Raw genomic sequence first — 15,853 nt, 5'->3', positions numbered from 1 at the left:
CAGCGTTTCGTTTTACGAAAATGCTAAAATTAAAATAATTTAACGATGGCAAAAGATATAAAATTTGATATAGAAGCTCGCGATGGTTTAAAACGCGGCGTAGATGCATTAGCTAATGCAGTTAAAGTAACTTTAGGACCAAAAGGTAGAAATGTAATTATTAGCCGTTCATTTGGCGCACCAGTTGTAACTAAAGATGGTGTAAGTGTTGCAAAAGAAATTGAGTTAGAAAACCCATTAGAAAATATGGGCGCTCAAATGGTAAAAGAAGTTGCATCTAAAACCAACGATTTAGCTGGTGATGGTACAACTACTGCGACAGTTTTAGCACAAGCAATTGTGAAAGAAGGTTTAAAAAATGTTGCTGCAGGTGCAAACCCAATGGATTTAAAACGCGGTATTGACAAAGCTGTTACTGCCTTAGTTGAAGATTTAGGAAAGCAAGCAAAAGAAGTAAAAAACTCTTCAGATAAAATAAAACAAGTGGCATCAATATCTGCAAATAACGATGAAGTTATTGGTGAATTAATTGCAAATGCATTTGGTAAAGTAGGAAAAGAAGGAGTAATTACTGTTGAAGAAGCAAAAGGAACAGATACTTATGTAGACGTTGTTGAAGGTATGCAATTTGACAGAGGTTACTTATCACCTTATTTTGTTACAGACAGCGAAAAAATGATTACAGATTTAGAGAATCCTTACGTATTATTATACGATAAAAAAGTCTCTACAATGAAGGATTTATTACCTGTACTAGAGCCAGTAGCACAAACAGGAAAACCTTTATTAATTATTGCAGAAGATGTAGACGGAGAAGCTTTAGCAACCTTAGTTGTTAATAAACTAAGAGGTTCTTTAAAAATTGCAGCGGTAAAAGCTCCAGGATTTGGAGACAGACGTAAAGCAATGCTAGAAGATATTGCTATTTTAACTGGAGGAACAGTAATATCTGAAGAAAGAGGTTTTACTTTAGAGAATGCTACTTTAGAAATGTTAGGTACGGCAGAGCGTATTACAATTGATAAAGACAACTCTACAATTGTAAATGGTGCTGGAGATAAAGACATGATTAAAAACCGTGTTAACCAAATAAAATCTCAAATAGAGTCAACTACTAGTGATTACGATAAAGAAAAATTACAAGAACGTCTTGCCAAATTAGCTGGTGGAGTTGCTGTACTTTACGTTGGTGCTGCAAGTGAAGTTGAAATGAAGGAAAAGAAAGATCGTGTTGATGATGCTTTACATGCTACAAGAGCCGCTGTAGAAGAAGGTATTGTTGCCGGTGGTGGAGTTGCATTAGTAAGAGCAAAATCTGTTTTAGAAAAAATTACAACAGAAAATTTAGACGAAACTACAGGAATACAAATTGTTGCTAGAGCTATTGAAGCACCACTAAGAACTATTGTAGAGAATGCTGGTGGAGAAGGGAGTGTTGTTGTAAACAAAGTTTCTGAAGGTAAAAAAGACTTTGGTTATGATGCTAAATCTGAATCTTACGTAGATATGCTTAAAGCTGGAATTATAGATCCTAAAAAAGTAACTAGAATAGCATTAGAAAACGCTGCATCTGTTGCTGGAATGATTTTAACCACAGAGTGTGCTTTAATTGATATTAAAGAAGACGAACCTGCTGGCGGAATGCCTCCAATGGGTGGCGGAATGCCAGGAATGATGTAAAATTATAGTAAAAAACGCTTTAATAATAAAATTAAAGCGTTTTTTTATGATTTAGTTTTTTGTAGATTTACGATATAAAAAACTCTAAATGAACAAAAAATTATTTACACTTCTTTTTTTCTTTATCACTTTTCTTTCTATTAGTCAAAACGAAAAAAATATTGAGAAACAATATATAGACTATTTTCAATTACCAAGAGAATCAATATTTCTTCATTTAAATAAAACAACGTTAATTAAAGGAGAAGAACTATGGATTAAAGGTTATGCGTACGACAGGAAAAATAATTTAATTTCTACGGGAACTTCAAATATTAATATAGAAATATTTGACACTAATGGAAAACAAGTTGCGCAACAATTATTTTTAGGAATTAATGGAACAACAAATGGAAGTTTTGAAATAGACTCAACATTTTCAACCGGAAACTATTATGTAAAAGCTTCTACAAATTGGATGAAAAATTTCAAAGAAGACGATGCATTTGTACAGAAAATTCATGTTATAAATTCAACAAAATCAAACGTCGATAAAACAGGTGACAGTTACGACATTCAATTTTTACCTGAAAGTGGACATTTAATTGAAAACACAGATAATGTAATAGGCTATAAAATAATAGATAATTATGGAAATGGAATTAATATTAATGGGAAAATACTAGATAATAACGGTTTAGAAATAACAAAATTTAAAAGTAATTTTTTAGGTATTGGTAAATTCCCTTTAAAACCAGCACCAAACAAAACCTATAGTGCAGAAATTTTACTTCCTAACGGAAAAATACTAACTAAAGACCTTCCTTTAAGCAACAACAATGGTCTAAACCTGATTTTAAACAACTTAAAAGATCGAGTTATTTTAACATTAAACACCAATGAAAATACATTGCAAAATATTAGTGATGAACAATTTAAAATCTTAGTTCATAAAGATGGAAAAATAAAAACTATACCATTTTCTTTTGAAAATAAGACTAAAAAATCACTAATACTTTTAAAAACTGAATTATTCCCTGGTGTAAACACTGTAACATTGTTTAACTCAAAAAAACAGCCAATTTTAGAGCGATTGTTTTTTAATCACAATTTAATTAATACTAATGAAATAAATATTACACAAAATCAGTCAATTAATGACTCTATTCAACTATCTATAAATAAAATTACAAATCCTAATTTAAACATTAGCTTATCGGTATTACCACAAACTACTAAAAGTTACAACCCTTCAAATAACATTTTATCATCATTTTATTTGCGTCCTTATGTAAATGGACACATTCAATCTCCACAATATTATTTTACAGATATAGATAATAGAAAAAAATATGAATTAGATGTTCTATTGTTGACTCAAGGTTGGAGTCGCTATAATTGGCAAAATATTTTCACAAGTACTCCAAAAGAAAATTATAGATTTAATAACGGCATAACCATTAAAGGTAAATTAAATAAAGCTGATAATAATGTTGAAAGTATATTTATGTATGGAACAGAATTTCATAAATCACAATTTATACCGTTAACAAATGATAAAACTTTTGAGCTAAAGAATTTTTATTTTAGCAAAAACGAAACATTAAAATTTTCTTACGTTTCAAAAAACAAAAAACTTAAAAGACCAAACATTTACTTAAAATATGATTTAACTAATAAGGCCACTTTTTTTGATTCTTCTAATTTAAGTATTTATGAAACTGGAGTTGTTGGAACTAATACTACAATTGATCAATTAATTTACGATAATAGTATTGTATTATCTGAAGTAGAAATTAAAACTCGTAAAAAAGCAGACGAAGAAGAATCTATTGCATTTAGTAATAATAGTAAAAAAGTAGCTCAAGACGATCATTTAAAGTATGCCAATATATTAGATTATATTAATGCAAGAGGATATTACGTAGCACAGGAATTGGGGAACGTTTCAATCACCACAAGAATAGCTCTAAGTTTTGGCACTACTGGAGCTACTAATCCGTCACCAATTGTATATTATGATGGTGTTATTTTAACAGATTTTAATTACTTGTATAATTTACCTACTTCACAATTTGAAAAAATTGAAATTGATAAAAGCGGCTTAGGTCAAGGCTTAAGAGGTGCGGGAGGAGTTATTCGTTTAAAATCTAAGAGCCAAGTAGATCTTATTAATGACAGTAGTATTTCTTCCCTAAAACCTTTTCAAGTTATTAAACCCAATGTTGGTTTTAATACTATTAAAAAATATTATATACCTAAATATTCTAGTTTTCAAAGTTCAGCTTTTAAAAAATTTGGAGCAATAAGTTGGCACCCAAATTTATTGTTAGTAGACCAAAACCCTACTAATATAAAGTTTTACAATACAGGTACAAAAGAATTAAGTATTTATATAGAAGGTATAGCTGAAGATGGCAGCCTAATTTCAACTATCAAAACTATAACTATTAAGTAGTTTATTACTTAAAATGAAAGTGAAATTACTAAAAAACCTCAACTTTATTAGTTGAGGTTTTTTTATACATGAGAAATTTAGACTTAATTCAAGGTTATTTTTCGTGTTATATTTTTTCCATTTTGTAATTTTACGTCAACTAGATAAACTCCAGCACTAATATTTATAATTGGAACACCCGAACTTAACTGCACCGCGTTTTTGTTTTTTAAGGTTAAAACCGTTTGACCTAACATATTTATTAGTGTAATACTTTTAGCGTTTTCTTTCAACCCTTTAACATATAAGCTCCCTTCACTATTATTAGCAAAAATCAAGATATCATCTTGTGATGCTTCAAAATCACTAGTAGATAATGTTTCATTTGTATCTGTACCATTATTAAAAACAATTTTAAATCTTGAATTATCTTCTCCTGCAGCAGCTGTAAAATTATAATTTCCTCCTGTTTTTAAATTATGGTAAATATTTTCTTGTGTATCTAACAAGAATACATCCTGCGAATCTTCTATATTTTCTATTTCAATCATAGAAATAGCATAGCTTAAATTAGCATCACTATTTAATACTAAATCAACTTCTTTATCTAATGTAATAGCACTAAATGCCTGTATTACATATTTATCACCATTCATTACAGTAGCTAAATCATTAGTATTAAAAACATCTATATCGGCATCGTATCCATAATCAAAAGCATCTGATGTTTGCTCACTAAAACCTAAAACCAATTCTCTAGATAAATTATTTGAAGCTTCAAATTTTAATCTAATTTTTCGCATTACTGATTCTGTATAATTTTTTGATTCTGTAGTTGTATTTTTTCCTTTAAAGAATACAGAACCATTATTGTATGTGTTATCTGCATCTGCTTCTTTTTTAAAGATTCTTTGATCATTTCTAAATTTCACTGTTCCATTAGAAACTATCTCTGTAAAAAAACCTTGAGCAACAGGTATATATCTTGAAGGCTTTTTAGTACCATTTTGATCGCCTGTATTTCCAAATTCTCCTGAATGCTGATAGGCTCTTACTCCTGCTAACTTATTTACAATTGCATAACCACCTTCATACTCTGTAGTAACGTGCGAATCACCAGCCCATTGCTCCCAAAAATATATTTCACCTCCAATTACACTTGAATTATCATCTATAAACTCATGTACATCTATTGCAGATGGATAAGGGTTTGATAGTAAATATTCGGTTTTTGTTGATCCTGCTACAGAACCTGTTCCACCATTATCTATAGCCACGACATCTATATTCCCATTATTAGGTTTACCAATAAAACGGTATTGATAGTTTAATCCTGAATGTCCTGTTCCTTTTTGGGTATAACCAACTCCAGGCGCTATTAAACTTGTTTGTGATATAGGTGCCCAATCGTAATAAGATAAATCATTTTGAAAAGTATATGTCCAAGCAGTACTAATTGTTGCTGGAGTTGTAACTGGTGGATTGTAAGCCGATGTAAATTGTATATTTCCACTAGCATCTCTTAGCATGTTTAATCTAAATCCTGTATTATTTGCTGTAGTATTTTGAATTCCAACTGGTGATCCCCAAAAATTATATCTATGAATACTTGTTTGGCCTTCTTGCCTTCTAATGATTCTTCCAGCGCTAGACGTTGCTAGCTCACTGTTTTCTGACTGTACTAATTGAGAATCTTCTCTTAAGTCTATAGTTCCATTTAATTCTAAATACCAATCGTTGTAAATCTCATTATTACCGAGAACTCTTAACGTTTTTCCTGCATCGACTATTAATCCTATATGGCTATGAGATGCACTAGTTGTTACTACATCTTTAATATGTACTATAGACCAGTTTTTATTTGGCAAATTTTCTATATCCCAAACATCACCATGAAGCCAAGTGCTTTCTGCTGTCCATAATCCATTATTTAAACTTTCATATGGCATTGGTGCAGTTTGTTCTTGAACTGTTTTTATATTATTTAAAACTATATGCCTGCTTTTATTAGATTCATCTAAGGTTCTATTGTTTAAAATAGTTGTCATTGGATAATACGCTTCTAAACTTTCCCAAGAAATTTTTTCTGCTGTGTTTATATCTAAAATATCTTTATCAATTACACTTCCTTTTACATATCCTAAATTATTTTCAATTTCTTGATAAACTGTTCTTTGCAATTGATCTGTTGTTAATGCTTTTTTTAACACACGTACCTCATCGATATTTCCATTAAAATGCCCAAAACCTGCAATGCTAGTATTTGTAGGATAACGACCAATAGTAAATTCTCTTGTTGAGTAAATGTGATTTGTACCATTAAAGTTTTTAGTTAACAATTCTGAGTTTAAGTTTGAGTCTATTACTGTACCAACTAGTTCTCCATTAACATATAATTTTGCTGAAGAAGTACTCGCATCAAAAACTCCAGCGATATGATACCACATATTGTTTTCTATTTCCAGGTTTAGAGATACATCTGGTTCTACAGTTATGTTATTTGAAGGATAGTTATTTCCTGAGTTATCGACTTGTGCTTGAGTTAATATAACTAAATTTGGAATCCTGCCATTACTTATATAAAGTCTAAAATTTTCTTGGCCTGCTATACTATATAAATTTGGTAGGTTACCAGTAGAAGTATTTTCTATTTTCACCCAACCCATAATAGTTGCTTCTGTCCAATTACTTATAAAATTTGGTGTATCTAAATAATCGTCAACACCATCAAAATCTATTGTTTGAGAGCCTAACAATAAAGTATTGTTATCTCTAAAATCTAAGTCGCCAGTTGTTCCTGCATCGTTATCAAAATCTCCAAAAGTGTTTACTCTATCTATTAGTGTACCAGATGTGACTTCATCATTTGAATCAAAATTAGCTGTTACAAAATCTAAATTATCATCTAATCCATCTCTATCGGTATCAAGGCTACTAAGTGTATTTGCTTGGCCATTTTCATCTATATCTAATACACCATCATTATCTGTATCTGTATCTAAATAATCTACCAAATCTGTTCCATCTGTATTTACAGGTATTACACCTGCACCGTAATTTGTCCACATACCAATATTACTTCCGCTTGTATTTACTATGCCACTTGGAGTAATGTATGCTGCAGTAGATTGTGCTTCAATATTATCTGGAATACCGTCATTATCGACATCAATATCTAATTGTGGTGCACAAGGAAAACTATAGCTAAAAGTATCTAAACCGTGTGGATCGTGAGTTGAAGCCGCTAAAGCTCCTGAAGTAACTATATGTCTAATAGATACTGTACTAACAAAATCATCTGTTACAAACCCAATGGTATTTTCTATATTTTGTCCAGCTAGCAAAGTGCCTTTTAATATACCATCTGCATCATAAAGATTTATATTACTAGTTACATCGTTTCCAATATAATTATTGCTAAAATACGCAACTAGGTTGCCATCTGCATATACTTCGTAATTTACAATTGCAGAATTTACATTAGTATCATAAATATCTACAAAATCAAAACTAAAAGAAGCCACTGGTTCTGTAAAATTAATATTTACTGTATAATAGTCACCTGTTTGATTTCCTACTTCTGGATAAACATACACACCATTATTTACTCCACCACCAGAAGTAAAACCTCCTGATGTTGTTGTACGAAATTGGTGAATTTCATAAGACCTATATAAATAATTATGTTCAAAGTCCATAGTACCATTTCCAAATGTACCCACACTAGAAGTAGCGGTTCCTCCACCTGCAAATGATGATGGTGGAAAAGAATAATCGGCGGCACCATTTAACACTGTTAAAGGTTGACCTTTATCGTAAACTGCTTTTTGAAATCCAGATTCTATATAACCATTTCCATTTGTATTAGCGCCAATGGTATATACATCGAACCCATTTTTAGACCAAGAAATTTTATCGGCTTGTGCATTTCCAGCACCTGCTATTGCAGGACACTCAACAGTATCTCTTAAGCCATCATTGTCATCATCGACATCTCGATAATCTACAATACCGTCGTTATCAAAATCTGCTGTTTGAGCGAAAGAAATGTTAAAACAAAAAATAATAAATGCACAAAAAATTGCGCGCGTAGTTAGCGTAGTTTTTCTCATAGGTTAGTTATTGATTTGCGGCTCAGCCAATTACTTTAAATTTTAGGTTAATTTTTTAGCAAAGTAATTACCTGAAAGACTAAAGTATATTTTTACAACTCACCTATTCAACAAAACCGATAAAAAGCATAATTTTTCGTTTAAAAGCAATAAAACACAAAAAAACGTGATAAAACACACTGTAAGTTACTGTAAATCAAATAATCTTTTCTTTAAGAATATTTTAACATATAAAATCATTCGGGCCTATATAAAAAAAAACACGCCAAAATAGGCGTGTTGAAAAAAGAAATAAGTTTTTAATTATTTTTTATGCTCTTCTTTAATTTCTTCATCTCTATACTTGCAACATGGATGTACAGAATTGTAAGCCTCATCTGTAGCTTTAAGTTTTTTATTATCATGGCCTACTTCTGCAATATTTTCTGCTATAGTATTAATATTTGTTTTACGTTCATCAAAAATCAACTTCAACTCATGAGTTTCTACATTCCAAATTGCAGATTTTACACCTTTTGTATTTAAACTTGCTTTTTCAATTCTTTTTTTACACATCATGCAAACTCCATCTACATCTAAGGATGCTCTAGCGTTTTTATTTTGTGCAAATGCCGTGAAACTTAAAAACATTACAATGACTACGGTTACTATTTTTTTCATTTTTTTATAATTTATTTAATTTTAAATCTTAATCCTGTATAATAATTAGCTCCAAATATTGGGCCATAAACAAATGTAGTATCAAAACTCGAACCAAAAGGATCGTTTGCAGATACAATTGGATTGTCTTGTCTAGTATTTAATATATTCTCTGCACCTAAATATACTTCAAACCTAGGAGAAAACACTTTTGTAATTTGTGCGTTTAACGTACTTAAAGCTGGTGAGTACTCTGGTAATTGATAAGCTATAGGATTATTTAATGTAGATGAATAACGCTGCTCACCTAACCAATTATATGTTGCATCAAATTTCCATTTAGAATTATTTTTTACCTCTGTTTCATATGAAGCATTTGCAAAAAACCTATGTTTTGGAGTTAGAGGTTTTTCTAATTTCCCTGAATTATATTGCGTTTTAACATCGTAATTTTTGTAAGCTAAACGCATATTAAATTGATTAAACGGCTCATAATTTACTTCAATTTGAAAACTATTTGCGTAACTGTCTCCATTTAAATTATAAAAATTAACTTCTTGAGGGTTTTCATAATCTACAACAATTTGATTTTCAAAATTAGTAATATAATAATCTAAAGTGATATCTCCTTTTTGGCCAAACAACCTAAAGCCTTGTAAAAACGACACGCCATAATTCCATGCAATTTCTGGATCTAAACCATAAATTTCTCCATTGTTATTTTGAATATTTATCACTCTAGAGGTTGAAAATAGTTTTTGGTTTTCGGCAAAAATATTAGCACTTCGTTTTCCTCTACCTACCGATGCTCTAAAAACACCTTTTTCCCAGGCTGTATAGCGCATATGCAAGCGAGGTGTAACAAATGTACCTAATAAGTTATGATGATCTACTCTTAATCCTGCTGTTAAGTTTAATTTATCTAAGCTATCATAATTATACTCAAAAAAACCACCAACAGAATTTTCTACTCTATTAAAATTGGTACTATTTACAAGCTCATTGTAGCTATCATGTGTATAACTTATTCCTGTTTTTATTTTATGTCTAGAGTCACTAATAATAGAATTGTAAACTAAATTAGAGTATAAACTATTATGTTCTATATTATAAAGGTTTAAACCAAAATAAGAATCCTGTTTATGACCACTAAATGCTGCTTGAATACCAAGACTTTGCCAAGGAATTTCTGGGTTTACATAACCCAATTTGGCAGAAACTTCGTAACGCTCTGTATCTATTTCACTACCCCAATTGTTTGTTGTTAATTTATCGGTATCTGGATTAAAATCTAATTCTCCTGCTTGCTTTTCATCTGTTAAATATTTTAAATTAATAAAACTCACAAAGCCTTTTTCTGGATTAGTATATTGCCAGCGATTCATAACATTAAATTGTTTATATAAAGGCATATCTAGAAAACCATCGTGGTTTACATCGTGTTTTTTTTGATGAGTATTACCGTGTAAATAAATACCTGTATCCCATTTATCGCTCACTTTAGTATTAAAGTGTGTATTTAGCTCTAAACGTGTATTACTTGCTCCATATAGGTTTACAAACAATTTATCATCTGTAGTTGGTTTTACAAGTTCGGTATTTATTTGCCCAGCAATACTCTCAAAACCATTAACTACACTACCTGCTCCTTTTGTTATTTGTATACTTTCTACCCAAGTACCAGGAATAAAGCTTAAACCAAACGCTTGGGATGCACCTCGAATTGATGGTATATTTTCTGTTGCTATTAGTAAATACGGGCTTGTTAGGCCTAACATTTTAATTTGCCTAGTTCCTGTTACGGCATCTGCAAAATTTACATCTATAGATGGGTTGGTTTCAAAACTTTCAGATAAATTACAACACGCTGCCTTTAATAACTCATCACTATTTACTGTTATAATATTTTGTGACTGTAAATAGGACTTTGAAGTGGCTGCTTTTCTAGAAGAAATATTAACTTCTTCTAAATCACTTGTAGCTTTTAAAGAATGTTCTATTCTGTTTAGGTTTTTTACAGTAATTGTATCGGTTTTAAAACCCACATAACTTATTACTAATTGCGAATATTCCTGTTTATATGGCACTGTAAATTCGCCATCAAAATTGGTTACTGTTCCAACTTTTGTATTTGCCCAATGTACATTGGCACCTGCAAGAGGTGTTTTACTATTACCGTTTTCAAAAACAACACCTTCTAGTTGAGATTGTGCTATTGTAAAAACAGGTAAAAGCATTATTATATATATAATTTTTTTCATTAATCTTAATTTGATATTAACATGATTATTGCCATAATAATCATTATAGAATTTTCAATAAACGTGGCTTTAGTCATTGGTAGTTTTAAAACCGAACCTAGACAAGCACATTGAATTGATTTTTTATTTATTAGTGTTTGTGTTACACCAATAGTTGTTATACCAAGAATTATAATTGTTATTACTAGAGCTATAGGTATTTGAAATCTCATTAAAAAAAATAAACCTAATGCTAACTCTATAAAGGGATAAACTAACCCATATACTGAAATTTTACCAGCTAATGGATCGTACATTTTAAATGAATTTGAAAAGCCTTTTAAATCTAAAAACTTAAAAAAGCTAAACACTATATAAAACAAACCCATAAAATCTAACATGAAACCAGTTAAATTTTTTGATTTAAAATTTAATAAAACTGCTGCACCAGTGATGAATAGAAATATTAAAAACAAAGGATATAATTGCTTTAAAATACTTTTATTTTCTTCTTTTGTAGAAGCCGAAAAAACATTAGTTTCTGTTTTCTCTTTAATTAAAAATTTTTCTGGTAGTACTTCTTGTAACGCATTAGTTGGCAGGTGTTGAGACATTTCTACAACAACTTCTTTTTTATCAAGATTTACTATTGCATTGCTAATTTCTGGCAAAGCATTTAAATGTTTTTCAACAGATGCTTTACAGCCATTACAGGTCATACCTGTAACCATATAAGTATGTTTCATTGTAATATATTTGATGTATAATTCTTTTTAGTTTACTTCTTAAAACTATTATTTAATAGCTTTAAAGAGCATAAAAAATTAAATCAAATTAAAAAAGTATCATTTATTACTTGTATGTCATAAATGAGTTTGGGAGGAGTATAATACTTATGAGGAATTATTTGTTTAGGTAAGGCTTTAAATAATGCATTATAAGAATATGCATAAGCTGTTAAAACAAATTGAGCATTAAAATCTAAATCATCAAAAGCGCTAAACTTTAATTCATCTTGACCTTGAATTATAACAACTTCATCTTTACAGCAATTCTTTTTAATTTTTGCTTCTTCTTTAGCATTCATACCGCATCCTTGAGCTTCGGTAAAAATAGCTGTATCTATTAAAAAATCACCACAATAATGAGATTCAACAGTAAAAGACAATGTTGAAAACAACACCAAAAGTGACATTAGTGGAGCAAAGAAAGTATGTAAAAAATTTATTTTCACAATGCAAAGTTACAAAATTTAAGCAGGTCTCTATATGTGTTATCACTATTTTAACGTTTTACTATGCTCCTTTTCTTTGATAATAAAAAGCTGGAAGTAAGAGTAATAAAAGAATGGGCTGAATTAAAAAACGTCTAATATTAAAAAACACCAAATAATCTTCTTGTTTTGGGTTAATTACAAAATATAAAAATAGTAGTAATAATATAAAGTAACTTAAAACATAAATTATTGAAGCGAATTTAACGATACTTTTATCTTTAAAAAACACATATAAAATAGCTAAAGAAATAAGTGTGTTTAGTAAAAATCTTATACTTGTTGATGCTGTAAGTTTTAGTAATTCAAATCGAGGTGAATCAATATACAAGTAATCATTGTTAAAAAATTGCAAGTAAGGATCGTAGAAAATTTCATTTTCAAACAAGCGTATTAATACCAAAAGTCCAAAAAGGAAAAACAACACTATATATTTACTATGCTTAGCCATTATTTTTACCAATATTAGAAAATTTGTTTACCCAAAGCATCCAAAGTAAAAATACCAAACCATAAATTATAGTTGGAAAAATAACAGAATGTAATATTGTTGTATATTCTGGATAGTGATAAATACCAATAGACAATAAAGCTATTCTAATAATATTAATTATATAGATTATAAGAATACCAAAAAGTATATATAAAACTGTTGTTTTTAATTTGCCTTTAAACGCAACTATAAATGCAACAAATAAAATAATCACGCTTAATGCATTACAACCTTCTATTACTCGCGCTAAGTAATTACCGTTAATAATCATTTTCATAGATGGTTCGTCTGGGTGCTTAACAACTTGAGAATCGTAACCAAAAAAACTTACCAAAGCATTGGTTTGTTTAGCAACTTGATGTGTTACATAATCTGGATAATAAACGGGACTATTAGAATTATCTAAATATAATTTATAAGCATAGGAAAGCGCAATATAAACCAACAAAAATGTAAGGATAAATTTTATAACAGACTTATATTTTACAAAAAGCGATTTCAACTTAATTTTAGAAAAATTTATGGTTTTTAAAAGGTTGAAATTACGTCTTTTTAAATACTTTTACCAAAATTTTTATCTTACTATGATTTTTGAAAAATTAAAAACGGAAATTGAAACTATACTTTTAGATAATAACAAATCTAAAGATGAGCAATTATTAAACATTTGCGAAGTACTTGAAACCAATATAGAATATTATAATTGGGTTGGTTTTTATTTTAAAAACGGAGATAAAAATGAATTAAAACTTGGGCCTTACGTTGGCGAACCAACAGACCATACTATAATTCCATTTGGCAAAGGCATTTGCGGTCAAGTTGCTGTAAGCAATGAAAATTTTGTGGTGCCAGATGTTGCTGCACAAGATAATTACATAGCATGTAGTATTACGGTTAAGGCCGAAATTGTAATTCCTATTTTTGTAAATGGAGAAAATGTTGGGCAAATAGACATAGACTCTAATACACCAGATCCTTTTACAGATGAAGACGAACGCTTTTTAGAATTTGTTTGTGCTAAAGTTGCAAAAATACTTTAGTTGTTAACAACTACTTTAATTTAGTTAAAAAAAGACTCGTTTTTTTTAGCTTAAAGTAAACTCGTTTTTTCGTAAATTTGCATGCTTATTAACACAACTACTAATGAGCAACAACAAAACAATTAAATCTGCATTAATCTCGGTATTTAGCAAAGAAGGTTTAGAACCTATTGTTAAAGAACTAGACAACCAAGGTGTTACCATTTATTCTACTGGTGGTACAGAAAAATTTATTAATGACTTAGGTATTAAAGTGGTACCTGTAGAAGATGTTACATCGTATCCATCAATTCTTGGTGGTCGTGTAAAAACATTACACCCAAAAGTATTTGGTGGTATTTTAAACAGACAAAATCACGATGGTGATGTTAAAGAAATGAAAGACTTTGACATTCCACAAATAGATGTTGTTATAGTAGATTTATATCCTTTTGAAAAAACAGTAGCATCTGGAGCTTCAAATCAAGATATAATTGAAAAAATTGATATTGGAGGTATTTCTCTAATTCGTGCCGCTGCAAAGAATTATGCAGATGTTATTTGCGTATCTTCAGTTAATGATTATGCAGAGTTCTTAGATTTAATTACAGATAAAAAAGGAAATCTATCTGAAGATGATAGAAAAACTTTTGCTGCTAAGGCTTTTAATGTTTCTTCTCATTACGATTCTGCAATATTTAATTACTTTAATGCAGACCATAATATTGCTGCTTTAAAAATGTCTGAAACTAACGGGAAAGTTTTACGCTATGGTGAAAACCCACACCAACGTGGTTTTTTCTTTGGAAATTTTGACGATATATTCACTCAACTTCACGGTAAAGAATTAAGCTATAACAACCTTTTAGATGTTGATGCTGCCGTGAATTTAATGGACGAGTTTAAAAACGACGCACCAACTTTTGCCATTTTAAAACATAATAATGCTTGTGGTTTAGCACAACGCGATACTTTACATCAAGCTTATGCAGATGCTTTAGCAGGTGATCCTGTTTCTGCTTTTGGTGGTGTATTAATTTCTAATACCGAAATAGACAAAGCAACTGCAGAAGAAATACATAAACTTTTTTGCGAAGTTGTAATTGCACCTTCTTTTTCTGCTGAAGCTGAAATAATATTAAAAGGAAAGAAAAACCGTATTCTTTTAGTTTTAAAAGATGCAGAACTTGCACAAACCACTGTTAGAACGTGTTTAAACGGTGTGTTAGTTCAAGACAGAAATAACGTAACAGATAAAAAAGAAAACGTTAAAAACGCAACAACTAAAGCACCAACAACTGCCGAGTTAGACGATTTAATTTTTGCTTCTAAAATATGTAAGCACACAAAATCTAACACTATTGTTTTAGTAAAAGACAAACAATTATGCGCCAGTGGAACAGGACAAACCAGTCGTGTAGATGCTTTAAACCAAGCAATACATAAAGCACAATCTTTTAATTTTAATTTAAAAGGAAGTGTAATGGCTAGTGATGCTTTTTTTCCGTTTCCAGACTGTGTAGAAATTGCAGATAAAGCAGGAATTTCTGCTGTTATTCAACCTGGAGGCTCTATAAAAGACCAATTAAGTATCGATTATTGTAACGATAATGATGTTGCTATGGTATTTACAGGAACACGTCATTTTAAACATTAAACAGCATTCTTTCTAAAGAATAGCTTTAATATAAACCAGTAGCATTTTTAATGTTGCTGGTTTTTTTATGGGTAGTTTCAATATAAACCAAAATAAAAAAAGGCTAATTACTTAAGCGTAATCATGTTAGAAGCAGAAGTAAAAAATAACCTACAAAGCCTTTCCGCTACAGCGAAAAACAAAAAAAGTAAAAACGTCTAAAATTAAACTTTGTGCGTATATCTTTTTTTAGAAGTTTTATAAAACATTCAACACTAAAAATTTATATTACAACAATCTATAATAAACGCTGTTATTTTGCTTAGTTTTATTACTTTTACAGCA

11 protein-coding genes are annotated in these 15,853 nt (G+C 29.9%); 4 read left to right on the top strand and 7 right to left on the bottom strand.

All coding sequences use genetic code 11. The features are described 5' to 3' along the window. Positions 1-45 precede the first annotated feature (45 nt). Together groL and BM549_RS08540 are read left to right on the top strand one after the other, a co-directional pair. Positions 46-1,680 (top strand): chaperonin GroEL, encoded by a 1,635-nt coding sequence (groL, locus tag BM549_RS08545; RefSeq protein WP_290469888.1) that lies wholly within the window; start codon positions 46-48, stop codon positions 1,678-1,680. Between the two features lie 88 nt (positions 1,681-1,768). Continuing rightward, a complete protein-coding gene (locus tag BM549_RS08540; RefSeq protein WP_290469887.1) occupies positions 1,769-4,117 on the top strand; it encodes a hypothetical protein in 2,349 nt (782 codons plus the stop codon). Positions 4,118-4,200: 83 nt separating this feature from the next. Here BM549_RS08540 and BM549_RS08535 read toward each other — a convergent pair whose 3' ends face one another. From BM549_RS08535 to xrtF, 7 genes are all read right to left on the bottom strand, one after another. Further along, positions 4,201-8,208, bottom strand: coding sequence for a LamG-like jellyroll fold domain-containing protein (locus tag BM549_RS08535; protein WP_290469886.1), 4,008 nt, complete (start codon positions 8,206-8,208; stop codon positions 4,201-4,203). Positions 8,209-8,511: 303 nt separating this feature from the next. After that, positions 8,512-8,868 carry a heavy-metal-associated domain-containing protein gene (locus BM549_RS08530; protein WP_290469885.1) on the bottom strand — a complete coding sequence of 119 codons (357 nt, stop codon included), beginning with the start codon at positions 8,866-8,868 and terminating at the stop codon, positions 8,512-8,514. An 11-nt stretch (positions 8,869-8,879) separates the two neighbouring features. After that, complete coding sequence (locus BM549_RS08525; RefSeq protein ID WP_290469884.1) at positions 8,880-11,108, bottom strand: TonB-dependent receptor; 2,229 nt, start codon at positions 11,106-11,108, stop codon at positions 8,880-8,882. Between the two features lie 5 nt (positions 11,109-11,113). After that, on the bottom strand, positions 11,114-11,833 hold the full coding sequence (locus tag BM549_RS08520; protein ID WP_290469883.1) for a heavy-metal-associated domain-containing protein: 720 nt from the start codon (positions 11,831-11,833) through the stop codon (positions 11,114-11,116). 83 nt (positions 11,834-11,916) lie between these two features. Continuing rightward, positions 11,917-12,321 (bottom strand): hypothetical protein, encoded by a 405-nt coding sequence (locus tag BM549_RS08515; protein ID WP_365336394.1) that lies wholly within the window; start codon positions 12,319-12,321, stop codon positions 11,917-11,919. A 61-nt stretch (positions 12,322-12,382) separates the two neighbouring features. Continuing rightward, a complete protein-coding gene (locus BM549_RS08510; RefSeq protein WP_290469882.1) occupies positions 12,383-12,811 on the bottom strand; it encodes an exosortase F system-associated protein in 429 nt (142 codons plus the stop codon). Continuing rightward, the gene (gene xrtF, locus BM549_RS08505) at positions 12,804-13,355 is read right to left on the bottom strand and encodes an exosortase family protein XrtF (RefSeq protein WP_290469881.1); all 552 of its coding nucleotides are present in this window, start codon (positions 13,353-13,355) and stop codon (positions 12,804-12,806) included. Before xrtF ends, BM549_RS08510 begins: the two co-directional genes overlap by 8 nt. A gap of 82 nt (positions 13,356-13,437) precedes the next feature. On the opposite strand from xrtF, the gene BM549_RS08500 reads away from it, so the two are divergent. Beyond that, the gene (locus BM549_RS08500; RefSeq protein WP_290469880.1) at positions 13,438-13,893 is read left to right on the top strand and encodes a GAF domain-containing protein; all 456 of its coding nucleotides are present in this window, start codon (positions 13,438-13,440) and stop codon (positions 13,891-13,893) included. Between the two features lie 103 nt (positions 13,894-13,996). Beyond that, a complete protein-coding gene (gene purH / locus BM549_RS08495) occupies positions 13,997-15,529 on the top strand; it encodes a bifunctional phosphoribosylaminoimidazolecarboxamide formyltransferase/IMP cyclohydrolase (RefSeq protein WP_290469879.1) in 1,533 nt (510 codons plus the stop codon). Positions 15,530-15,853 lie beyond the last annotated feature (324 nt).

Source organism: Lacinutrix sp. MedPE-SW (assembly GCF_001874145.1).
Taxonomy (GTDB): Bacteria; Bacteroidota; Bacteroidia; order Flavobacteriales; family Flavobacteriaceae; genus Lacinutrix.
This window is presented reverse-complemented; position numbering and strand designations above follow the sequence as displayed.